Source organism: Pseudoduganella sp. OTU4001, from assembly GCF_038440195.1.
Taxonomy (GTDB): Bacteria; Pseudomonadota; Gammaproteobacteria; order Burkholderiales; family Burkholderiaceae_D; genus Rugamonas.
Map to the genome: position 1 here is coordinate 45,452 of NZ_JASATG010000009.1, position 22,665 is coordinate 68,116.

The following is a 22,665-nucleotide window of genomic DNA, read 5'->3' on the forward strand; positions in this document are numbered from 1 at the left end:
CATATGACCACAGATCGGCACCCGTTCGCAGTCAGGCTGGTCGGCTTCCCGGAGGACGCCGCCCGCGCGCTTGCGCAAGGCCTGGCGCGGGCGCCGGCAGAGGGACCGAGCTATCTTTGCCTGTCCGAAGACAGCCTGCGCGATCCCGATATTTACCTCGCCAACGGCACCGAACTGAAAGCGCTGGCCGCCATTGCATCGTTGGCGGCAGGCGACATCCGGCCCGCCCTGGTACTCGGCGCCACCGGCGTGGCGCTGCCCTATGCAAACTTGCCGCTGCCGGTGCAATGGACGGCGTTGTATGCCGAACTGGCGCGCCTGATGGCGCGCCGCGCCGAAGTGCTGGCCGGCCTGTCGGCCTCCGACCAGCCCCTGGTGCCCGAACGCCGCCGCCGCGAACGGCTCGACCTGGACCTGACCGATCCCGCCGTCTATGAAAAGATGCGCAAGCCGCGCCGAGAGGGCGCCGTGCTATGCGTCGACGCCAATGCCAATTTCAGCGAGCAGTTAGGCCAATCGCTGAAGCAGTTTGGAACCGCCGTATTGTGGGCAGTGGACGGAGTCGCCGCCTTGGCGCTGTGCCGTCAGCAACCGGTGGCCGTGGTCTTGCTGGACTTCGCCGCCCCCATCATTGACCACTACCTGCTGTGCGCCCATTTGCGCAGCGAGCCGGGCCAGCCCGAAGTCATCTTCCTCGCCCAATCCGCCCACGACTACGACAGCACCCGCGCCCGCGCCGCCGGCGCCGCCGGCATGCTGGACAAACCCCTGGCCCAGCACCAGCTGCAGTCCGTCCTCCGCAAATTCATGCGCCTCTGAAATTTTTGTCCACCTTGGGTTGGACAATTATTTACTGAGGGTACGCATGGCGCGTTCGAGGCCTTCGATCGTGATCGGGAACATGCGGTTGTTCATGATCTGCTTGATCACGGAGATCGACTGGCGGTACTGCCACACGCCTTCGGGCTCGGGGTTGAGCCAGATGAACTTGGGGAAGTGGTTCGTGAAGCGGCTCAGCCACTCGGCGCCGGCTTCCTCGTTGTTGTATTCGACCGAGCCGCCGGGCTGCAAGACCTCATAGGGGCTCATGGTGGCGTCGCCGACAAAAATCAGCTTGGTGTCCGGCGGGTATTTGCGCAGCACGTCCCAGGTGGCGAAGCGTTCGGCGTTGCGGCGGCGGTTGCTGCGCCATAGGTAGTCGTACACGCAGTTGTGGAAGTAATAGAACTCCATGTTTTTGAACTCGGTCTTGGCCGCCGAGAACAGTTCTTCCGCACGTTCGATGTGGTCGTCCATGGTGCCGCCCACGTCCATCAGCATCAGCACCTTGACGTTGTTCTTGCGCTCCGGCTGCATCTTGATGTCGAGGTAGCCGGCGTTGTTGGCGGTGGCGCGGATGGTCTGGTCCAGCGCCAGTTCTTCCGCCACGCCTTCGCGCGCGAACTTGCGCAGGCGGCGCAGCGCCACCTTGATATTGCGCGTGCCCAGCTCGCGGTCGCCGTCGTAGTCCTTGTAGGTGCGCTGCTCCCACACTTTCACTGCCGTGCGGTTGCCGCCCTTGCCGCCGATGCGGATACCTTCCGGATTGGTGCCGCCGTTACCGAACGGCGAGGTGCCGCCGCTGCCGATCCATTTGTTGCCGCCTTCGTGGCGCTCTTTCTGCTCTTTCAGCAGTTCGTTCAGCCGGTCCATCAGCTTGTCGTAGCCGAATTTTTCCAGCGCGGCGATCTGCTCCGGCGTCAGCTCGCGCTTCATGCGCTGCAGCAGCCAGTCGAGCGGGATCTCTTTCGTGGTGTCGAACACCGCATTGATGCCCTTGAAGTACTGGCCGAAGGCGCGGTCGAACTTGTCGTAGTTGGCCTCGTCCTTCACCAGGCACAGGCGGCTCATGTAATAGAAGTCGTCCAGCGATGGTTGCAGCACCTGCTTTTCCATTGCTTCCAGCAGGGTGAGGAATTCCTTGATCGTGACCGGGATCTTGGCGTCTTTCAGCGTGAAGAAAAAGTCGATCAGCATCTTATGCCCCTCGTGCCAGCAGGTAGCGCAGCTGCGACTTCACTTCCGGCCATTCGCCGCGCACGATGCTGTACATGACGGTATCGCGCACGGTGCCGTCGCGCCGCGCCGCATGGTGGCGCAGCACGCCATCCTTCTTGGCGCCCAGGCGCTCGATGGCGGCCTGCGAGGCGTGGTTGAAATTATCGGTACGGAAGCCCACCACGGCGCAGCCCAGCGTATCGAAGGCGTGCGCCAGCAACAGCAGTTTGCAGGTGGTGTTGACGTGGGTGCGCTGCACGCTGCGGCGGTACCAGGTGTAGCCGATCTCCACCCGGTCAAGCGCAGGCACGATGTCGTGGTAGCTGGTGGTGCCCAGCACCCGGCCACTGAACGCTTCCACCACGGCGAACGCCAGGCGGGAAGGGCGCATGTCCAGCGCGGTGGCGATATACGCCTCCACCTCCTGCGGCTCCGGCACGGAGGTGATACGCAGCTTCCACAGCTCGCCGTCGCGCGCCGCATCGCGCAGGGCGTCGGCGTGCTGCGGGCCGAGCGGCTCCAGGCGCAGGCCGTTCAGTTCCAGCGTGACCGGGGTAGGGGCATCCATCAGCGGTTGGTCCTCGACATGAATACCAGGCGCTCGAACAGGTGGATATCCTGCTCGTTTTTCAACAGGGCGCCGTGCAGCGGCGGCACGATGGCCTTCTGGTCCTTGCTGCGCAGTGCTTCCTGCGGGATGTCCTCGGCCATCAGCAATTTGAGCCAGTCCAGGAACTCGCTGGTCGAAGGCTTCTTCTTCAGGCCCGGCACGTCGCGCACTTCGTAGAAGGACTGCAGCGCGGTGGCCAGCAGTTCCTGCTTCAGGTGCGGGTAGTGGACCTTGACGATGGCTTCCATCGTGTCCTTGTCCGGGAATTTGATGTAGTGGAAGAAGCAGCGGCGCAGGAAGGCGTCCGGCAGCTCTTTCTCGTTATTGGAGGTGATGATCACCAGCGGGCGGTGCTTGGCGGTGACCATTTCGCGCGTCTCGTAGACGTAGAACTCCATGCGGTCCAATTCGCGCAGCAGGTCGTTCGGGAATTCGATGTCGGCCTTGTCGATCTCGTCGATCAGCAGCACCACCGGCTCCGGCGCGGTGAAGGCCTGCCACAGCACGCCCTTGACGATGTAATTGTGGATGTCGCGCACGCGCTCATCGCCCAGCTGCGAATCGCGCAGGCGCGACACGGCGTCGTACTCGTACAGGCCTTGCTGGGCCTTGGTTGTCGATTTGATATGCCACTGCATCAGCGGCATGTCGAGGGCGGCCGCCACTTCCTCCGCCAGCATGGTCTTGCCGGTGCCCGGCTCGCCTTTGATCAGCAATGGGCGCTGCAGGGTGAGGGCGGCGTTGACCGCCAATTTCAGGTCGTTGGTGGCAACGTAGTTGTCCGAACCTTCAAAACGCTGTGGTGCTTGCATCGGCTTTCCTGGTAAAAGAGTCATCTAATCAGTATAAGCTAGATCTACCTTATGGACGTTCGGCCAACTTGTAAGGTAAAATCGCAGGTTGAGGGCGCAAAAGCCACGTTTTTGCGCAAGGCAGTATCCGATTACAACTGATTAAAGCCCACATTATGAAAAAAATCTTCGCACTCCTCGCGCTGGCCGCCGTAGCGCAGGCTGCCGCAGCCGCGGACATCGTCGGCGACGCCAAGAACGCTAAAGGCAAGATCGAGATGTGCATCGGTTGCCACGCAATCCCAGGCTACAAAGCGACCTTCCCAGAAGTGTTCCAAGTGCCGAAGATCGGCGGCCAATCCGCCAAGTACATCGAAAACGCGCTGAAGGGTTACCAGAAGGGCGAGCGTAAGCATCCGTCCATGAAGGGTATCGCTGTGAGCCTGTCCGACCAGGACATCGCTGACATCGCCGCTTACTACTCCCAGCAGAAATAAGGCCCGGAACCATGAAAAAACTGATTATCGCTCTGTTCTGCTCCGCAGTTTCGTTCAGCGCTGTTGCCGGCGGCAACATCGAAAACGGCAAGGCCCTGGCTGAGAAATACAGCTGCGCCGCCTGCCACGGCAAGGACTACAACTCCCCGATCGACCCGAGCTATCCTAAGCTGGCTGGCCAGCACAAGGACTACCTGCAGCACGCGCTGACCGCTTACAAGCGTGGCGATGCTCCTAACGGCCGCTCCAACGCGATCATGACCGGCCAGGTCAAGCCGCTGTCCAACAAGGACATCGCCGACATCGCCGCTTACCTGCATTCCCTGCCAGGTACCCTGGTACTGAAGCGCTGATCCAGCGCCTCTCATGAGAAAGCCCGCCGCGTGCGGGCTTTTTTGCGTCTTAAGCCAGATTTAACCTTGGCTTGCCCGGCGGTGCTACGCTAGCGCGACACTTATAGGGGAGACAATGGTTTATCAACTGAATATCAACGGCGTCGCCCGCAAGGCGGACGTCGAGGGCGACACGCCCCTCCTGTGGGTCCTGCGCGATACGCTGGGCCTGACCGGTACCAAATACGGTTGCGGCGCGGGTGCCTGCGGCGCCTGCACCGTGCATATCGACGGCCAGGTGGTGCGCAGCTGCGTGATGCCAGTCAGCGCGGTCGGCAAGGGCAAGGTGCGCACCATCGAGGCCCTGTCGCCGGACCGCTCGCACGCCTTGCAGAAGGCCTGGCTGGAGGAGCAGGTGCCGCAATGCGGCTATTGCCAGTCCGGCATGCTGATGGCGGCTGCGGCGCTGCTCAAGTCCCACCCCAAGCCGACCGACGCCCAGATCGCCGAGGCGATGACGAACCTGTGCCGCTGTGGCACCTATCCCCGCGTGCGGCGCGCCATCAAGCGCGCGGCCGGCATGAAGCTGGAGGATGCAGCATGAACGGCCGCCGCGACTTCCTGAAAACCCTGGCGGCCGGCGGCGTGCTGGTCGCCATCGGCCCGGCGCCGCACACCATGGCGGCCGACGCGCCCGCAGCGCCGCCGCCCCCGCCGGGCTGGGTGCGCATCGCCCCCGATGGCGCCGTAACGGTGCTGTCCAACACCAGCGAGATCGGGCAGGGCACCGGCACCGCCATCGCCCAGATGCTGGCCGACGAGATGGACCTGGACTGGAAATCCATCCGCATTGAAATGGCCCCCGTCGAAAAGCAGTTCATCAACGCCGGTTGGGGCGAATACGCCACCTATGGCAGCGGCGGCGTGGCGCGTCAGTTCCCCCAGCTGCGCAAGGCCGGCGCCCAGGCGCGCGCAATGTTGATCGGCGCGGCGGCGGCTGAATGGCAGGTGCCCGCCGCCGAATGCGATACCCAGCAAGGCGCCGTGCTGCACCAGCCCACTGGCCGCAAGCTCCCCTATGCAAAGCTGGTAGCGCAGGCGGCTGCCCAGCCGGTGCCGGCCGATCCGCCGCTGATGCCGAAAGAGCGCTGGCGCCATATGGGCAAAGACGTCGCACGCCTCGACTTGCCGGCCAAGACCGACGGCAGCGCGGTGTACGGCATCGACGTCAAAGTGCCCGGCATGCTATATGCCGCCATCGTCCAATGCCCGCACTTCGGCGGCAAACTGGCTACGGTGGACCCGCAGCCTGCGCTGTCGCGGCGTGGCGTGAAGAAAGTGGTGCGCCTGCCTGATGCGGTGGCCGTCGTGGCCGACAGCTACTGGCGCGCGCAGCAGGCCGTGAATGCGCTCAAGCCGGAATGGGACCTGGCCGCCGCCAGCAAGCATTCAAGCGCCCCTTACCGCGACATGCTGCATGCCGCCGTGCAGAACGAAGGCGACCTGGTGGTGCCGCGCAACGCCAAGGCCGAGGAGCTGCTGGCCGCGCACCAGGCGGGGCAGGCCAAGTCCGCCACCACGCTGGACCGCACCTACACCGTGCCCTTGCTGGCGCATGCCACCATGGAACCCATGAACGGCACCGCCAGCGTCAAGGACGGCAAGGCCGAACTGTGGCTGCCGACCCAGGCCCAGGACACGGCCCGCACCTTCGTTTCGAAAGCGCTCGGCATCGCGCCCGAAGCCGTGACCATCCACACCACCCTGAGCGGGGGCGGCTTCGGTCGCCGCATCGAGGCGGATTTCGCGGTGCAGGCCGCGCTGATCGCCAAAGAGGCGGGCGTGCCGGTCAAGCTGCTATGGAGCCGCGAGGAGGACATGCGCCACGGCTACCACCGCCCGGCGGCCGTGCTGCGCCTGCGCGCCAGCCTGGATGCCTCGGGCGCGGTTGCGGCCATGCGCATGGACAGCGCCTGCGACACCCTGTTCAACTACTCGCGCTTTGGCGCGGACAAGCAATACGCCAAGCCCTTCGACCGCAGCGCGGTTGGCGTGCCGCTCACGCAGTATTACGGTTTCCCCGGCTTCATCCAGCGCACCACCACCGTCGATGCCGGCGTGCCGCTTGGCTATTGGCGCGCGGTGGCGGCCACGCAGAACGTGTTCGCCACCGAATCCTTCGTCGACGAACTGGCGCAGCTGGCCAAAACCGACCCCTTCGACTACCGCCGCAAGCTGCTGAAGCCCGGCTCGCGCGAACTGCGCGTGCTGGCGGCGCTGGAGGAACGCTCCGGCTGGCGCAGCAAGCCGGCGCCGGGACGGCACCGCGGCATGGCCTTCACGCGCGCCAACGGCAGCCATATCGGCCAGGTGGTCGAACTGTCGGTGGACGGCGAATCGCGCGTCAAGCTGCACCGAGTGACCACGGTGGTCGACTGCGGGACGGCGGTCAATCCGCGCAATGTGCGCGGCCAGATGGAGGGCGGGAATATCTTCGCGCTGACGGCCGCTTTTTACGGCGAGATCACGGTGAAGGACGGCGCGGTCGAGCAATCGAACTTCACCGACTACCGCCTGCTGTCGCTGGCCGAAACACCAGCCATGGAGATTGTCGTCATCGACAGCAGCGAGCCGCCCGGCGGTGTCGGCGAAGAAGCGGTCGGCCCATTGGCGCCAGCCCTGGCCAACGCCCTGTTTGCGGCCACTGGCAAGCGATTCACCGACCTGCCGCTAGTGAAGGCAGGCCTGCGACTGGCGTAAATTTGCACCTCCGCGATTATTGGATAGTTTCCGTGCGGAACTATTGGTCTATCATAGACTGCATCGGGAAATCGTGGAGGTGCCCACAAAATGGTGTATTTGATAACCGCGCTGCTGGCCGGCGTGGCGGTGTTGATGTTATGCCTGCTGGCGCGCCTTGGGCGCCGCTCGCAAGCCTTGCTGGCGGCCACGCTGCCCTGGCTGATTAACGTCGGCCCCGCACTGGCGAGCCAGTCCGACCACCTGCCGCGTGCCATCATTTTCGCAGCGATTGCCAGCCCGCTGGTCTTCGCCTTGATCTGGTTCTTGCCCATCGTCCGCGTGGACGAAGGAGAAAAGGTTTAAATGCGGCGCTTGACCGCTTCCACGTAGGCGGCGCCGTCCGGCGGCACGCCGCGGCGCTGGGAATTCCAGATCATCTCGCCCAGGCACTCCATGATTTCATGGTGCGCAGCATGCTCGGTACCGAGCTTGCGCGCCAAGCCGATGAACGCCTCGCGGATGCCGCGCGGCTGGTCGATCGACAGCTGCTCCGTAATCGACAGGTGCATCGACAGATGGAGGAAAGGATTGGCCTCGCTGCCCTCCACCGAGTAATCGCGCGCGATGGCCGCTTCCACATCTTTCAATGCCTCGTGATATTCGGGATGCGCCATGATCCAGTCACGGGCGATCAGCTCGATCGGGTCCATGATTTCGTTGGCTTGGGACTTGCGGTAGACGTCGCAGAAGAAGCGGCGCACGTCGTGGGAGGACGGTGTAAACATAGCCCGCCATTATATAAGACAAAAGGGGCAGCCCTCACAGGCTGCCCCTTTTGTTATTCCTTCGTCACCAAGGCTGGCGTATCGCAGGCCACATTCTCCTGCGGCGGTGTCACCGCAGGATTCTGCGGCTTGTCGCTGCTGCGCTGTCCACGCTGGCCATGCGGCTGGCGCAGGTAGCGCGAAGAGTGGCGACGCTCGCCATGCGGCGGCCATGTCAGGAAGCGCGATAGCTCCTGCAAGGCGCGCTGGTAGACTTCGCGCTTGAATTCAATCACCACGTCCAGCGGAACCCAGTAATCGTGCCAACGCCAGGCATCGAACTCAGGATGGTCGGTCAAACGCAGGTTCACGTCGTTGTCGCGCGCGCACATGCGCAGCAAGAACCAGATCTGCTTCTGGCCACGGTAATGGCCGCGGATTTCCCGCTTGATGAAGTGATCAGGCACCTCGTAACGCAACCAGTCGCGCGTGCGGCCGATAATCTTGACGTGCTCCGGACGCAGTCCGATTTCCTCTTCGAGCTCGCGGTACATTGCTTGCTCTGGCGTTTCACCATACTTGATCCCGCCCTGCGGGAACTGCCACGAGTGCTCGCGCACCCGTTTACCCCACCACACCTCGTTATGCGAGTTGAGCAGGATAATGCCGACGTTGGGGCGAAACCCTTCACGATCGAGCATATTGCACCTCAAACTTTCCGTGGCCGAGGCGTCCTCTTATATTTTTGACTACAAATCCAACTGCAATAGCGCTCTTTGTATAAAGTTTGGACGCATCGGGCCAGCTAATCCTTTAAAATTAGGTCGATTATAACTCTCTCTTTTTAAAAAGAATTCACCGATATGCGTGCATCTCGTTTTTTTATTTCAACCCTCAAGGAAGCTCCATCTGACGCCGAGATCGTCAGCCACCAGTTGATGATGCGCGCGGGCATGATCAAACGCCTCGGTTCCGGCATTTACACCTACATGCCGATGGGCCTGAAAGTGATCCGCAAGGTCGAAGCGATCGTGCGCGAAGAAATGAACAAGGCTGGCGCCATTGAGCTGCTGATGCCTCTGGTACAGCCTGCGGAGCTGTGGCAGGAAACCGGCCGCTGGGACAAGATGGGCCCGGAGCTGCTGCGCGTGAAAGACCGCCATGGCCGCGACTTCGCGATCCAGCCAACTTCCGAGGAAGTGATCACCGATGTGGTGCGTAGCGAGATTAAATCCTATCGCCAAATTCCGTTGAATTTTTACCACATCCAGACCAAGTTCCGCGATGAACGCCGTCCACGTTTCGGCCTGATGCGCGGCCGCGAGTTCACCATGAAGGACGCCTACTCCTTCGACCGCGACGTGGAAGGCATGCAAAAGTCGTACAAGATCATGTTCGACGCCTACACCCAGATCTTCACCCGCTTCGGCCTGAAGTTCCGCGCGGTGGCGGCTGACAACGGCGCCATCGGCGGCACCGGCTCGCACGAATTCCACGTGATCGCCTCCACCGGCGAAGACGCGCTGGTGTACTGCCCAACCTCCGACTACGCGGCTAATATGGAAGCGGCGGAAGCCATCGCCACCGGCACCCGTGCCGCCGCCGGCGCTGCGCTGACCAAGACTTCCACTCCGAAAGCTTCGAAGTGCGAAGACGTGGCCAAGCTGCTGGGCATCGACCTGAAGCAGACCGTCAAGACCATCGCCCTGACCGTCGACAAGGAAGATGGCAGCAAGCAGCACTTCATGCTGCTGCTGCGCGGTGACCACGAACTGAACGAAATCAAGGCCGGTAAAGTGCCAGGCCTGGCGCAGAACCGCTTCTCGACCGAAGCGGAAATCCTGGAAGTCTACGGCTGCAAGCCAGGCTACCTGGGCCCGATCGGCACCAAAGCGCCGGTCACCGTGGTGGCCGACCGCACCGTGGCGCTGATGTCCGACTTCGTCACCGGCGCCAATGAAGTGGACTTCCACTACACCGGCGCCAATTGGGGCCGCGACATGGCCGAACCAGCCATCGTGGCCGACCTGCGCAACGTAGTCGAAGGCGACGCCTCGCCGGACGGCAAAGGCGTGCTGGCGATCGAGCGCGGCATCGAAGTGGGCCACGTGTTCCAGCTGGGCACCGCCTACTCCGAATCCATGCAAGCCACCTTCCTGGACGAGAACCAGAAGCCAGCCCCGCTGCAAATGGGCTGCTACGGCATCGGCATCACCCGTATCCTGGGCGCCGCCATCGAGCAGAACTACGACGACAAGGGCATCATCTGGCCAACCGCGCTGGCGCCGTTCCAGCTGGTGCTGTGCCCAATGGGTATGGACCGCTCGGAACTGGTGAAAGCCGAAACCGAGAAGCTGTACAACGCGGCACTGGAAGCCGGCATCGACGTCATCCTGGATGACCGCGGCCAGCGCCCTGGCGCCATGTTCGCCGACTGGGAACTGATCGGCGTGCCGCACCGCGTGGTGATCGGCGAGCGTGGCCTGAAGGAAGGCAACCTGGAATACCAAGGCCGCCGCGACACCGAAGCCTCCGCCGTACCGGTTGCCGAAGCCCTGGCCTTCATCAAGGGCAAGCTGGCGCAGTGATCGCCATGGCTGGACCAGCGCACAAAACAGGACGTGACCGCCGCCGCTGGTGGGCCCGTCCGCTGCGCTGGTGGCATACCGTCGCATTCGCCAGCGGGGTGCTGTGCGCCCCGTTCGGCTTTGCCGGCAACCAGAAAGAGGAAGCGCTGGCCGACGGTGTCCGGGTGGCGTTATCCAACGCCATCATGGACGCGCGTCCGCCCAAGCCGGTGGCCGCCGACAAGCAGCAATTCGACGCCTGGCACGCCACCATGACCGAGCGCCTGAAGCGCAAGCTGCCGGACGAATTCACCCGCCGCGAATTCCTCGAAACCGCCTGGTACGAAGCGCGCCGCGCCGGCCTTGATCCCGGCCTGGTGCTGGGCCTGATCCAGGTCGAATCCGCCTACCGCAAATACGCCGTCTCGATTGTCGGCGCGCGCGGCTATATGCAGGTGATGCCGTTCTGGACCAACGTGATCGGCGACCGCGACCGCTCCAAGCTGTTCAACATGCAGACCAACCTGCGTTACGGCTGCTCCATCCTGCGCATGTACATCGACATGGAGCAGGGCAACCTCTACCTCGCGCTGGGCCGCTATAACGGCAGCCGCGGCCGCCCCGAATACCCCAACGCCGTCCTCGCCGCCTGGAACAAGTGGAAGCTCTAAGGTAGCAGCAGCGCGCTGGCAGTGACCAGCGCGAACAGCAGCACGCCGACCGGCAGCAGGCCGTAATGCAGGAAAGGCGCCACCAGTTGCGTGGCGCCGGCAACGGCGGCAAACGACAGGAACATCAGCAGACCCGATCCCTTGCCGGCGCTGTCGCCCGCCGCGTGTAGCGCGCCGCCCATGGTGGCCGCGCCGCGCAGGCCAAGCCCGCCGCAGAAGAGGGCGGCCACCACTGTCAGCGTGGCCAGACCGCTGGTGCCGGTCAGCCCGGCCAGCGCTATCCCCACCAGGCCGGCGCCTGCCAGATACTGCAGCAGCATCCCGCCCCGCATCAGCCACTGCTCGCCCAGGCGCTTCACCACCCGCACCGCGATGGCGGCGCCCAGCATGAAGGCCAGCACGCCGAATATCTGCAGCGCCGCAAACGCCTCGATGCCCAGCCCCAGCGCATGCGTCACCAGCACCGGCGCACTGGCGACGTACATCAGCAGCGCGCCGAACATGGCCGCATAACTCAAGGCATAGCGCATATAAACGCGATTGCGTAGCAGCGCCAGGTAGCCCGCCTCGCCCCGCGCCCCCAACGCCGCCGGCGGACCGCCCGCACCCGCGCCCGCCGCGCCGCTCACCGCTGCCGCTGGCGCTAAGGCGCTGCCGCAGATGCGCGCGACAAGCGGCAGCAGCAAAACCGCCAGCGCGGCGATCAGCCAGAACGTGCTGCGCCAGCCGGCCTGCAGCACAATGGCGGTGCCGGCGACCGGCCCGAGGGCAGGGATGGACGACTCGAACATCGCCACCACGGCCAGCGCCTTGACCGAATCCGCCGCATCGAACCGCCGCCGTATCAGCGCCGGCACCGCCACCGGCTTGACCGCCGGGCCGCAGTAGCCGCCGTGGGTGCTGGCGCCGCCCAGCAGCACCGTACCGGCCACGATGGCAGGCCGGTCGCCGAACCGATCCGCCGCCCAGCCCCATGCCAGCTGCGACAGCGCCAGCGCCGCCATGAACAGTGCCATGGTCGCCTGCGCCGACGTAATCGACGCGCCCAGCTCCGCGCGCATGGCCGGAATCGCCGGCAAGTACAAGTCAGAGGCGAGCAACCCCAACGCCGTCAGGCTCGCAAGCGGAATGGCAAGTCGATGAGCAGGATTCATAAACGGCGCCGGAATAAAAAAAGGTTCTTCACGGATTTCCGGGAAACGCGGCTTTGATCTTCATAAAGAAGAACGCTGAGTCGCGGTACCCGTAGGCCATCCTCTTCATGACTTTGATCCGGTTGTTGATTCCTTCGAGCTGGCCGGTATGCATCGGCCAGTGCATTCGCGCCAGGATGCCGCGCCAATACGAACTCAGACGTCTGGCGAAAAGCTGCAACGGTGCAATGCTGCTGGTTTGAGCCATCGCAAGCCAGTTGCGCCATGCGGCACGCCAGCGCCAAGGACAAGTTGGCTGCCAGAGTTCCTTAAGGCTAGCCTTCATGACGTAGACGGTCATCAGATCGTGATTTGCTGCCAGCAGTTTGTCGAGCACCGGTACTTGGTCGGCCGGTACATTCTGGGGGGTGCGTAGCACCAGCCAACGGCCACGTTTTACAAACTGGCGCGCCGGCTTGTCGTTTCGATGTCGGTTGGCTTCGTCGACGCGCACGCGGTCGATCACCTCGCGCCCGTACTTGGCAATGACATGAAACAGGTCATACACGACCTTGGCCTTACGACAGTGTTTCTTGACCTCCAAGTCGAAGGCCGTATTCATGTCCATGGCGACGGCTTGAATACGGGCGCAACGCTCAGCGCCTAGCCATTCAAAGAAAGGACGAACAGCTTGGCGGCTGCGTCCTTCGCCAACCCAAAGCACTTGCCGGGTATCCCCGTCCAGCACCACCGTTGCATAGCGATGGCCTTTAAAGAGCGCGAATTCGTCCATCACCAGCTTGGTTGGCTGAGCCTGCGGCAAGGCCTCCAATTGGCTGGTCAGGCGCTGCCGCTCGATCCTGCGCACGGTTTCCCAGTGCAGGCCAGTCAGCTTGCACACGTGTGCCACGGGCAGCCTCTCGCACCAAAGGCCAGTAAAATCGGCCAGCCGCTTGGTCACCCTCGCGTGACGATCAAGCCAGGACACCCGCTCGGCGCAAGTGCCGCAACTGGCGCATTTAACGCGGCGCAGCCTCACCAGGAGCCATACTGCCTCGCCAAACATCGGCATTTCGCGCACTGTGCGCCAATATGTGCCATGCACTTGACCACAGAGAGCGTCGCACTTCGAACAATTAGCTGGGGCATTCGTCTGGGGCATCAGGGAAATCCAGACTCCGTCTGCACGACGGTCGAAATTCCATACCCTAAATCCTTCCCAGAACGGGAGGTCGAGATTATTATCTTGCATGAAAGCGGTGGGTAAAGTTAAGTTTTGTTGGTCGCACAACAAGTCTAACTTTTCTTCACCGCTTTCCTACTTTCGGGGCTGCATCACAGCAATCCGTGATGAACCAAAAAAAAGCCCCAGGCTAAACCATGGGGCTTTCTCGAATGGCTGCAACAGCCAGAAGCAGCTTATTTCAGGTGGTCGGAAATCAGCTTGGTCATTTCAAACATGGACACCTGGGCTTTGCCGCCGAAGACAGCCTTCAGCTTGTCGTCCGCATTGATCATGCGGCGGTTGGCGGCATCCTGCAGGTTCAGTTTCTTGATGTAGTCCCAAACTTTCTTGGTCACTTCGGTACGTGGCAGCGGGGCGGAACCAACCACGGCGGACAGTGCGCTCGATGGGGTCATGGCCTTCATGAAGGCTGCGTTAGGTTTGCGTGCGGCTGGTGCTGCTTTCTTTGCTGCTGGCTTGGCTGCTGCCTTGGCCGGTGCAGCTTTTTTAGCTGCTGGCTTGGCGGCCGCTTTCTTTGCTGCTGGTGCTGCTTTTTTGGCTGTTGCCATATTCGAGCCTCCTTAACAAACACATAGAAAATTGCGGAATACAATCGCACGGCTAATATTGGTGGGGATTTGCAGCTTATGCAAGTGTTTTGTGGTGTTTTTTAGAGGAAACAAGGCTTAAAAAGCAAAAAAGCCTCCAGAGGGAGGCTTTTGACGGGGTTTCCTTAGCGCGGCAACACCAGTTTCAGTACCGCTTCGCCGGCGATCAAGGCGAAACTGCGCGGCCCGGTCGGCGTGATTAGCGGCCCGGTCGGACTGGTTCGCGGCCGTCCGGACAGGCCGCTCGCCACCACAGTTTCCTTGCCGTCGGACGCAATCTGGACCACGGTCGAATCGCGGACGATATAGCGGTTGCCGTCCGGTGCGGCGCCTATGCCGGCCGGCAGTGCGCTGATGGTGGTAGTGGCGCCATCCGGTGCCACTTTGCGAACTATGGTGGGATTGCCGCCGTCATTCACGTATAGGTAACCGTCAGCATCGAGTCCGACCAGTTGTGCTCCAGCAAACCGCGCCACTGGGCCGGCGCCATCGGCAACCGGGCCCCGGCAGTCCCGGCTGGGCGGGCAGCCGGCCAGCACACTGAAGGTGCCGTCCAAGCCAAGCTTATAAATGGCGCTGCCGGTGGAGGCGCCGTGATTGCCGAAGCGCTGTATATCGCTGATATAGAGATTGCCTGCGCGGTCGGCCACGATACCGCTCGGCGTTCCCGTATCGTTATTGAGTGCCGTGCGTGTAACCTGACCTTCCGGGGTGATCTTGCGTATTGCCATGCCGCGTTGCGCCGCCCAGAATGGCGGCGGATATTCGTTCTTGCCGGGGTGGTCGATGACATACACGTTGCCAGCCACGTCGGCCGTGATAGCGTCCGGTACTGCGAAGCGCGCGCCGGCTGCAGGACCATCCTCCGACACACCAATGTAGTCCTGCATGCCCGCGAAGTTGAGCGTGTGCTCGCCGCTAACGTGGCGTAGCTCGTTGGTGAAAGCCAGTAACAGCCGCCGGTCGCTCCCGGCTAAGGCAAACTTGGGCCAGAGAGGATCTGCGTCAGGAGGACTTTCGTATACAAGGTTGAGGCTATTGTCGGGCGCGAGCCTGTGAATGCGCAGCTGTGGGCCTGTTTGCAGGATGTAAGCGTTGCCATCGGCGGCGCTGATGATGCTGGTGACTGCAGTGCTGGGTAGTGTGGGCAGATCGAACGGTGCAGTGCTGCCATCGGCGCCAACGCGCATCCAGTTACCACTCCAATACGCGAGCAGCCCGCCCCGCCCGTCGCTGACGATATGCGAAACGAATTGCAGCGGTACTGCGACCGCAGCGCCAAGCGTCCCATCTGCTGCCAGCACCCGCAGCGAGGTGCCGCTGACCAGGTAAATGGCGCCATGGGAGGCTGCGGCGATCTTGTCGTAACCATGATGCACGCTGTCTGGGAGGAGGGCGCTGCTGCCATCTGGTTTGATTCGTACCAGTCGGCCGCCGCTTGGCAATGAATGCAACAGATACACGACTCCGTCGGTGGTCACGGCCAATTTGCCAAATGTGATGCCGTTGGGTGCCTCGCTGGCGCGGTAAATCGTACTTACTTCCCCCGCCGCGCTGACCTTTCTGACTGCCGCCGCATCGGACGCGACATCGTAAACGTAATAGCCGCCGCTCTGGTCCGGGACCACATCGACGATCGCGCCGAACGAGGCTGTGAGGCCCTTGCCGTCGATCATGCCGCGCTGCGGGATGGCGCCGGCGATCAGGCTCAGGCCCGGTGCGCCGGGATCGGGATACACCGTCAAGGCGTACTGTTTGCTGGCGCCGCCCGCGCTGGCCGTGACGGTGACCTGGGTGTTGGCGCTGATGCCTGCGGCAGGCGGTTCATACGTCACGGTATTGGCACTGCTGCCTGGTACCAGCTTGCCCGGCGCGCCGCTATTCAGCTGCCACGTCGGCGTCGCGCCGCTGGAGACGTTCGCTGTCAGCACCACAGGCGCGCCACCGGCCAGGATCTGGCTGGCGGGTGCGCTCAAGGTGATCGTCGGCGGTGGCGGAGCGGGAGGTGTCGGCGGCGGTGGACTACTGCCGCCACCTCCGCCGCCGCACGCGGCGAGAAGCAGCGACAGGGAAAGCAGGCTGGCACGTAGTCCGTACATGGGCGTGTCCTTTAATGGGGTAGCACAAATTTGATGATCGCTTCACCGGCGACCAGGGCGAAGCTGCCAGGCCCGGTTGGTGCGATCGCGGCCAGCAGGTAGAAGCTGCCGGCGCCGGTCAGCACCGTACTGGTGCTGCCTGGGGTGCCGGCGACGACTTTCTCCTTGCCGTCCGGCGTGACCTGGACGACAGTGCCGCTGCGGATCACATAGGTATTCCCATCCGGCGCCGCGCCGACGCCAGCAGGCAGGGCTGAGACAGTAGTGATCGTGCCGTCCGGCGCTACTTTGCGTATGACCGTTTTCGCATCGGAGTCGCCGAAGTAGAAGTTGTCCTCCGCATCCAGCCCGAGCAGACGGATGGGGACAGCGATGGAGCTCGTCCCTGCACTTGCCAGCACGGTTACTTTCCCATCCGGCGTGGCCTTGTAGACCGCGCTGCCGGACACTGCTCCATGGCTGCCAAATCCTTGCAGGTCGCTGAAGTAAATATTGCCGTTGCGTCCCACGGCCATGCCGGTCACGGTGCCGCTGTCGGCGAAGCTGAACAGGGTTGTGACCTGGCCGCCCGGTGAGATCTTGCGCATGGTGAAGCCGCGCGGGCCGGGTTCGCCGGGCAGGGGCTCCCTGGCGCCGGGACGGTCGGCAACATACAGGTTGCCCGCCAGGTCGGCGGCGATGGCGCCGGGCCTGGAGAAGCGCGCTTCGGCCGTCGCGCCATCGAGGGTGAAGCCGGAGAAGTCCTGGGCGCCGGCAAAATTGCGCGTCAGGGTGGCGCCTTCGGCCATGCGCAGTTCTGAACGCTGCGCCAGCAGGAGCCGGCCGTCGCTGCCGGGCGCGATATAGGTCGGCAACAGCGGACCCGCGCCGTTCTCCTGGAACACCAGGCTGACCTCATTGGATGGCATGACGGCATACACGCGCGCCGGAGTCCGCGACGCCAGCAGATAGAAGCGGCCATCGCGCCCACCGGCAATCTGGCCGTCGCGGACGTCGGCCAGGCCTGCCAGTGTCACAGTGCTCGCCACGCCAGCTTCCGAAATGCGCCGGAACGATGCCCCGTCACGCAGCAGCAGATTGCCGAGGCCGTCGCTGCCAATCGACTCGATATAGCCGAAGCGGGCTGCCGCACCGCTGCCGTCCTGCGGCGTGGCATTGCTGTCGAAGGCAGCTGCCGGATCGCCGGCAAATACGGCGAGCGTGCCGTTGGCCGCCAGTCTGGATAAGCCATGCGGGGCGACCAGGTAGATCGCGCCATTGGCGGCGCGTGCGATGCCGGAGACCTTGTCCAGCGCAGCGCCCGACAGCACGACGTTTGCCGTGCCGTTCGGGCTGATACGCAGCAGGCGCTTACCGTTGGCGCTTTTTTCCAGCACGTACAGCATGCCGTCGCTGGCCAAGGCCAGGCGGGCGCCGCGGTCATACCACGGGTCGCTGTTGTAGCTGTAGCTGCCGCTGGTGCTGTAGAGGGTACTGACTTCGCTATTGGCGCTGACTTTGCGGATCGCCAGCTTTTCCGCGTTCACATCGAAGACGTAATAGCCGCCCGCATCGTCGGCGGTGATGGAGTGGATGGTGTGGAAGGCCGCTGCCGTGCCTTTGCCGTCGATGAAACCGCGCTGGCCGATGGCGCCGGTGATCAGGCTCAGGCCCGGGGTGCCCGGCGGGGGATACAGGTTGAAGGTGTACTGTGCGCTGCCGCCGCCAGCGCTGGCGGTCACGACGATCTGGGTGGTGGCGCTCACGCCGGAGGCAGGCGGTTCATACAGAATGCTATTGGCATCGCTGCCCGGCAGCAGCTTGCCGGGTGCGCCGGCGGCCAAGGTCCAGGTGGGCGTGGCGCCGTTGGACACCATGGCCGACAGCTGCACACGCGGGCCGCCTTGCAGGACCGGCGCGGTCGGTGCACTGATGTGGATGGTGGGAGCTGTTTGCGGCGGCGGGTTGTTGCCGCTGTTGTTGTTGCCGCTGTTGCTGGAGCCGCCGCCACCGCCGCAGGCGGTGAGTAGGGCGATCAGGGAGTACGCGAGGAGTTTTTTCATGCGGTGCATCTTACTGCGCACAATTCGCAGTAAGACTCACCAATTGTCACAAGCTTCGCGTTTAGCGCATGCCCGGCATCATGCCCTTCATCGAGCGCATCATCTTCATCAAGCCGCCACCGGACAGCTTTTTCATCATGGTCTGCATCTGTTCGAACTGGTTCAGCATGCGGTTCACTTCCTGCACCTGCACGCCGGCGCCGGCCGCGATACGGCGCTTGCGGGCCGCTTTGATCAGCTCCGGCTTGGCGCGTTCCTGCGGCGTCATCGAGTCGATGATGCCGCACATGCGGCGCACCTGCTTCTCAGCCTGGTCCATATTGGCGCCGGCAGCGGCTTGCTGGAACTGGGCCGGCAGCTTGTCCATCAGGCCGGCCATGCCGCCCATCTTCTTCATCTGGGTCAGCTGGGACTTGAAGTCGTTCATGTCGAACTTGCCGCCCGACTTGACCTTGGCCGCCAGTTCGGCCGCCGCCTTTTCGTCCACGCCCTTGCGCGCTTCCTCGACCAGGGCCAGGATGTCGCCCATGCCCAGGATACGGTTGGCCATACGCTGCGGGTCGAACGCTTCCAGGCCGTCCAGCTTTTCGGAGACACCGGCGAACTTGATCGGCTTGCCGGTAATGTGGCGTACCGACAGCGCCGCACCACCGCGCGAGTCACCATCCAATTTGGTCAGCACCACGCCGGTCAGCGGCAGCGCGTCGTTGAAGGCCTTGGCGGTGTTGATCGCATCCTGGCCCAGCATGGCGTCGACCACGAACAGGGTCTCGACCGGCTTGACCGCGCCGTGCACGGCGGCGATCTCTTTCATCATCTCTTCGTCGATACCGAGGCGGCCGGCGGTGTCGATGATCAGCACATCGTGATAGTGCTTCTTGGCCCAGTCCAGCGCGGACAGGGCGATATCGACCGGCTTGTCCTGCGCGGTGGACGGGAAGAAGTCGGCGCCAACCTGCTGGGTCACCGATTGCAGCTGGGCGATTGCAGCCGGACGATAGACGTCGGCCGACACCGTCAGCACTTTCTTTTTCTTCTGCTCTTTCAGGTACTTGGCCAGCTTGCCGACGGTGGTGGTCTTACCCACACCCTGCAGGCCCGCCATCAGGATGATCGCCGGCGGCTGCTGCGCGAACGACAGCTGCGACGCTTCCGGTCCCAGGTCGGCGCCCATCAGGGCGCCCAGCTCGCGCTGCACCACGCCCACCAGGGCCTGGCCAGGGGTCAGCGAGGACAGTACTTCTTCGCCGAGCGCCTTTTCCTTGACCTTGGCGATGAATTCGCGCACGGCCGGCAGGGCGACGTCGGCCTCCAGCAGCGCCATGCGCACTTCGCGCAGCATTTCGGCGGTGTTGGATTCGGTCAGGCGAGCCTCGCCGCGCATCGTCTTGACGACTTTGGCAAGGCGCGTAGTCAGGTTGTCTAGCATTGGTGGCCTACTAATTAGATAGAAGCGGAAAATCCCGCCATTTTACCTTACGCGCCGGGACGGGCGGCAGGGCGGCAGGGAAGCTGGCTTTCTCTCACACATTGTCACCGCCGTGCACACTTTAATAGTTTCTTATTGACAAGATTACTGGGCAACCCGCATCTTGCTGGGAAACTAACTATAGGGAAGCCACCATGCAAAATCTTGCGTTCCAAGACCAGCCAATCGCCGATGGCGAGCAGCAGGTCACCTTTAGCGCCACCGGCGGCGAATATTTCCGCATCTGGATCGTCAACCTGCTGTTGACCATCGTCACACTGGGGATTTATTCGGCCTGGGCCAAGGTACGCCGCAACCAGTATTTCTATTCCAGCACCCGGCTGGCCGGCAGCAGCTTTGAGTACCACGGTAACCCGGTGGCCATCCTGAAAGGACGCATCATTGCCGTCATCCTGTTTGCGGCTTATTCCTATGCGCCGCAAGTGTCGCTGGGGTGGGGCGCGGTAGCGGTTTTAGCGGCGTTGGCGATCGGTCCGCTGATGATGTGGAAAAGCCTGCAATTCAGGATGTACAACACCAGCTACCGCGGCATCCGCTTCGGCTTCAACGGCAGCGTGGGTGAGGCGTATGCGCACTTCCTGCTGCTGCCGATGCTGTTCGGTACCGGTATCCTGGCGCCGCTGGGCCACCACCGCATCAAGCGCTTCCAGGTCACCGAAAGCCGCTACGGCAGCCGCCAGTTCCGCTTTGACGCGCCGGTCAGCCGCTTCTATGCCATCTGGATCGGCGTGGCAGTGGTCGGCGTGCTGGGCTTTGCCGGCCTGTCGGCACTGACCTTTGCCGGCGCCACGGCAATGTCGCCGGAGGCGGTGACCTTCCTGCCACTGCTGCTGATGCTGTTCATCCTGGCCCTTGGCCCGCTGGCGTTCTGCCTGATCCAGAACCTGGTCTGGAACCACATCTCCATCGGTGACCATGAATTCCGTTGCGACATGCCATTCGGCCGCCTGCTGTGGATCCACTTTTCCAACCTGGCCCTGATCATCGTGACCTTGGGGCTGGCCACGCCGTTCGCGCAGGTACGCTGGATGAAATTCCGCCTGGAGTCGCTGACCATGGTCGTCAACGGTGCGCTGGACGACTTCGTCGCCGCCGAGGTGGAACACCAGGGCGCGGCCGGCGAAGGCGTGGCCGACGTGTTCGATTTCGACATCGCACTCTGATGCTGGCCGGGCGTTATTTCGACGGGAAGACCTCGCGCCTGCACCGCGTAACGCTGACGGTCAGCGGCGATACCGCCACGCTGTCCGGCGATGTGGAGCGCAGCTGCGCGCTGCGCGAGCTGCGCGTTTCGGAGCGCAGCGCGTACGCGGTGCGCAAGGTGACCTTCCCCGACGAAGCTTGTTTCGAACCGGACGACCGGGCCGCCTTCGATGCGCTGCTCGATGCGACGGGCCACCGCGACAGCGTGGTGGTGCGCATGCAGCGCAGCTGGCGCATGGTGCTGGCGGCGTTCGCCGGCACCGTGGCGGTGATGGTGCCGGGCTACCTGTATGGCTTGCCGCTGGCGGCCGACTATATCGCCCAGGCCATGCCGGCATCGGTCGAGCGCAAGATGGGGCAAGGCCTGCTGGAGCTGATGGACAAGCGCGTGCTTCAGCCCTCGGAGGTGGATGCGGCGCGGCGCCAGCGGATTGCCGCTTCCTTCGCCGCCCTGCAGGCGCCGCACGCGGATGCGCCGTCCTACCAGCTGCAATTCAGGAAAGGCAATATCGGCCCCAACGCCTTCGCCATGCCGTCCGGCGACATCGTCCTGACCGACGAACTGGTGAACGAGCTGTCCGACGGCGCCGTACTGGCGGTGCTGGCGCACGAGCTGGGGCACCTGCATCGGCGCCACATGTCGCGCCGCATCATCCAGGGCTCGGTGGTCGCAGCCACCGGTGGCCTCATGTTCGGCGATGTGAACGGCATGGTGTCCACCGCATCGGCCATGCTGCTGGACCTGAACTACTCGCGCGACGCGGAGAACGAAGCAGACGATTATGCCGCCGACATGCTGCTGCATAACGGCTTGCCGCTGCGCCAGCTGGAGCAGGTGTTCGAACTGCTGTCCCGCGAGCGGAAAGGCCCGTCCAACGCCTACCTGTCGACCCATCCCCTGAGTGAGGAAAGGCTGGCGCGGCTGCGCCAGCGCGGCCGCTAAGTACTTGCCTTCTCTCACACATTGTCACTCTCGTGCACACTTTTGTGCTTCTTATAAAGTTTCTTATTGACAAGATGTGCGGCGAGCGTGCATCTTGTTGTTAAGTTAATTTTCTTGGACTTGTCTTGTGCAAACGCTCGCCGCACCCGAATTGATCGAAGCTTCCGCCCCGGACCGGGTGCGGGCGCCGCGGCAATGGCGGCGGGTGGCGCTGGTTGCGGCGCTGGCCGCCGCGCTGCTGGGCGGCTGGCAACTGGCACGGCCGCTGGTGGCCGGGCAGCTGGCTGACAGCATGGCGCCGGCCCTGGCCGAGCGCCTCGGCCGGGACGTGCTGCATGAGCTGGACATCCACACCCTGGCGCCGAGCAGCCTGCCGCAGCCGCAGCAGGAGCGTATCGCCGCCGCCTTCGCCGGCCTGCAGGCGCCGCATGAAGGGGCCCCGCCGCACCGCCTGTTGTTCCGCTCCGGCCATGCCGGCGCGATCGCCTTCACCCTGCCTTCGGGCGACATCATCCTGACCGATGCCCTGGTGCAGGCGCTGCCCGACGACGGCGCGGTGCTGGCCGTGCTGGCGCATGAACTGGGCCACCTGCACCGGCGCCATATGCTGCAGCGTATGGTGCAAGAAGCCGTGCTGCCGGCAGCCGCCGGCATGGTCAGTGGCGATATGGGATGGCTGGTGTCGAGCCAGGCAGGGCGCTTGCCGCAGCTGGTGTGGGCGCAAAAAGACGAAATCGAGGCCGACCGCTACGCCGCCGATCTGCTCGAACACAACGGGCTGTCATTGCGCAGCCTGGAAGAGGCGCCGGCCGCGCTGCATGCCCAAGGCGGCACGCAGCACAGCTACCTCGCCATGCACCCCCTCAGCGGGGAGCGCCTGGCGCGCCTGCGGGAGCGCGCCGGGCATTAAGG

General features: G+C 63.6%; 22 protein-coding genes. 11 read left to right on the forward strand and 11 right to left on the reverse strand.

What is annotated here, in order from left to right:
• Positions 1-3 precede the first annotated feature (3 nt).
• Positions 4-819, forward strand: a complete 816-nt coding sequence (locus AAHE99_RS10500) for a response regulator (RefSeq protein ID WP_342117060.1) — start codon at positions 4-6, stop codon at positions 817-819.
• Positions 820-846: 27 nt separating this feature from the next.
• On the opposite strand, the gene AAHE99_RS10505 is transcribed toward AAHE99_RS10500, so the two are convergent.
• Genes AAHE99_RS10505 through AAHE99_RS10515 form a run of 3 tightly spaced genes read right to left on the reverse strand, consistent with a single transcriptional unit; the run spans position 847 to position 3,459 of the window.
• Positions 847-2,016, reverse strand: coding sequence for a vWA domain-containing protein (locus AAHE99_RS10505; RefSeq protein WP_342117061.1), 1,170 nt, complete (start codon positions 2,014-2,016; stop codon positions 847-849).
• A 1-nt stretch (position 2,017) separates the two neighbouring features.
• Positions 2,018-2,605 carry a GNAT family N-acetyltransferase gene (locus AAHE99_RS10510; RefSeq protein WP_342117063.1) on the reverse strand — a complete coding sequence of 196 codons (588 nt, stop codon included), beginning with the start codon at positions 2,603-2,605 and terminating at the stop codon, positions 2,018-2,020.
• The gene (locus AAHE99_RS10515; protein WP_342117064.1) at positions 2,605-3,459 is read right to left on the reverse strand and encodes an AAA family ATPase; all 855 of its coding nucleotides are present in this window, start codon (positions 3,457-3,459) and stop codon (positions 2,605-2,607) included. The genes AAHE99_RS10510 and AAHE99_RS10515 overlap by 1 nt, the downstream gene beginning before the upstream one ends.
• A gap of 155 nt (positions 3,460-3,614) precedes the next feature.
• On the opposite strand from AAHE99_RS10515, the gene AAHE99_RS10520 reads away from it, so the two are divergent.
• The 5 genes from AAHE99_RS10520 to AAHE99_RS10540 all read left to right on the forward strand — a co-directional run bounded on the left by AAHE99_RS10520 (position 3,615) and on the right by AAHE99_RS10540 (position 7,372).
• Positions 3,615-3,935, forward strand: a complete 321-nt coding sequence (locus AAHE99_RS10520; RefSeq protein WP_161023933.1) for a c-type cytochrome — start codon at positions 3,615-3,617, stop codon at positions 3,933-3,935.
• An 11-nt stretch (positions 3,936-3,946) separates the two neighbouring features.
• Positions 3,947-4,288: a c-type cytochrome gene (locus AAHE99_RS10525; RefSeq protein WP_342117067.1), complete on the forward strand. Its 342-nt coding sequence runs from the start codon at positions 3,947-3,949 to the stop codon at positions 4,286-4,288.
• A gap of 115 nt (positions 4,289-4,403) precedes the next feature.
• Positions 4,404-4,871: a (2Fe-2S)-binding protein gene (locus AAHE99_RS10530; RefSeq protein ID WP_342117069.1), complete on the forward strand. Its 468-nt coding sequence runs from the start codon at positions 4,404-4,406 to the stop codon at positions 4,869-4,871.
• Positions 4,868-7,027, forward strand: a complete 2,160-nt coding sequence (locus AAHE99_RS10535; protein WP_342117071.1) for a xanthine dehydrogenase family protein molybdopterin-binding subunit — start codon at positions 4,868-4,870, stop codon at positions 7,025-7,027. The genes AAHE99_RS10530 and AAHE99_RS10535 overlap by 4 nt, the downstream gene beginning before the upstream one ends.
• Before the next feature lie 90 nt (positions 7,028-7,117).
• Positions 7,118-7,372, forward strand: a complete 255-nt coding sequence (locus AAHE99_RS10540) for a hypothetical protein (RefSeq protein WP_342117072.1) — start codon at positions 7,118-7,120, stop codon at positions 7,370-7,372.
• Here the strand turns inward: AAHE99_RS10540 and AAHE99_RS10545 are convergent.
• Both AAHE99_RS10545 and AAHE99_RS10550 read right to left on the reverse strand, forming a co-directional pair.
• Positions 7,369-7,794, reverse strand: a complete 426-nt coding sequence (locus AAHE99_RS10545; RefSeq protein WP_342117073.1) for a DUF1841 family protein — start codon at positions 7,792-7,794, stop codon at positions 7,369-7,371. The genes AAHE99_RS10540 and AAHE99_RS10545 overlap by 4 nt on opposite strands.
• Positions 7,795-7,847: 53 nt before the next feature.
• A complete protein-coding gene (locus AAHE99_RS10550) occupies positions 7,848-8,474 on the reverse strand; it encodes an RNA pyrophosphohydrolase (protein WP_342117074.1) in 627 nt (208 codons plus the stop codon).
• 162 nt (positions 8,475-8,636) lie between these two features.
• On the opposite strand from AAHE99_RS10550, the gene AAHE99_RS10555 reads away from it, so the two are divergent.
• Positions 8,637-10,361, forward strand: coding sequence for a proline--tRNA ligase (locus AAHE99_RS10555; protein WP_342117076.1), 1,725 nt, complete (start codon positions 8,637-8,639; stop codon positions 10,359-10,361).
• Positions 10,362-10,366: 5 nt separating this feature from the next.
• Positions 10,367-11,011 carry a lytic transglycosylase domain-containing protein gene (locus AAHE99_RS10560; RefSeq protein ID WP_342117078.1) on the forward strand — a complete coding sequence of 215 codons (645 nt, stop codon included), beginning with the start codon at positions 10,367-10,369 and terminating at the stop codon, positions 11,009-11,011.
• Here AAHE99_RS10560 and AAHE99_RS10565 read toward each other — a convergent pair.
• The 6 genes from AAHE99_RS10565 to ffh all read right to left on the reverse strand — a co-directional run bounded on the left by AAHE99_RS10565 (position 11,008) and on the right by ffh (position 19,547).
• Positions 11,008-12,165: an MFS transporter gene (locus AAHE99_RS10565; protein ID WP_342117079.1), complete on the reverse strand. Its 1,158-nt coding sequence runs from the start codon at positions 12,163-12,165 to the stop codon at positions 11,008-11,010. The two genes, AAHE99_RS10560 and AAHE99_RS10565, sit on opposite strands and share 4 nt — an antisense overlap.
• A 28-nt stretch (positions 12,166-12,193) precedes the next feature.
• Complete coding sequence (locus AAHE99_RS10570; RefSeq protein ID WP_342117080.1) at positions 12,194-13,396, reverse strand: ISL3 family transposase; 1,203 nt, start codon at positions 13,394-13,396, stop codon at positions 12,194-12,196.
• Positions 13,397-13,563: 167 nt separating this feature from the next.
• On the reverse strand, positions 13,564-13,938 hold the full coding sequence (locus AAHE99_RS10575) for an SWIB/MDM2 domain-containing protein (RefSeq protein ID WP_342117081.1): 375 nt from the start codon (positions 13,936-13,938) through the stop codon (positions 13,564-13,566).
• Between the two features lie 164 nt (positions 13,939-14,102).
• Positions 14,103-16,076: a hypothetical protein gene (locus AAHE99_RS10580; protein ID WP_342117085.1), complete on the reverse strand. Its 1,974-nt coding sequence runs from the start codon at positions 16,074-16,076 to the stop codon at positions 14,103-14,105.
• Positions 16,077-16,087: 11 nt separating this feature from the next.
• Positions 16,088-18,118 (reverse strand): hypothetical protein, encoded by a 2,031-nt coding sequence (locus AAHE99_RS10585; protein WP_342117086.1) that lies wholly within the window; start codon positions 18,116-18,118, stop codon positions 16,088-16,090.
• Between the two features lie 61 nt (positions 18,119-18,179).
• Positions 18,180-19,547 (reverse strand): signal recognition particle protein, encoded by a 1,368-nt coding sequence (gene ffh, locus AAHE99_RS10590; protein ID WP_342117088.1) that lies wholly within the window; start codon positions 19,545-19,547, stop codon positions 18,180-18,182.
• A gap of 194 nt (positions 19,548-19,741) precedes the next feature.
• On the opposite strand from ffh, the gene AAHE99_RS10595 reads away from it, so the two are divergent.
• The 3 genes from AAHE99_RS10595 to AAHE99_RS10605 all read left to right on the forward strand — a co-directional run bounded on the left by AAHE99_RS10595 (position 19,742) and on the right by AAHE99_RS10605 (position 22,663).
• Entirely contained in the window at positions 19,742-20,770 is a 1,029-nt protein-coding gene (locus tag AAHE99_RS10595; RefSeq protein WP_342117090.1) for a YjgN family protein, read from the forward strand.
• Positions 20,770-21,753 (forward strand): M48 family metallopeptidase, encoded by a 984-nt coding sequence (locus AAHE99_RS10600; RefSeq protein WP_342117092.1) that lies wholly within the window; start codon positions 20,770-20,772, stop codon positions 21,751-21,753. The genes AAHE99_RS10595 and AAHE99_RS10600 overlap by 1 nt, the downstream gene beginning before the upstream one ends.
• Before the next feature lie 127 nt (positions 21,754-21,880).
• Positions 21,881-22,663, forward strand: a complete 783-nt coding sequence (locus AAHE99_RS10605; protein WP_342117093.1) for a M48 family metallopeptidase — start codon at positions 21,881-21,883, stop codon at positions 22,661-22,663.
• The last annotated feature ends 2 nt before the right edge of the window (positions 22,664-22,665 follow it).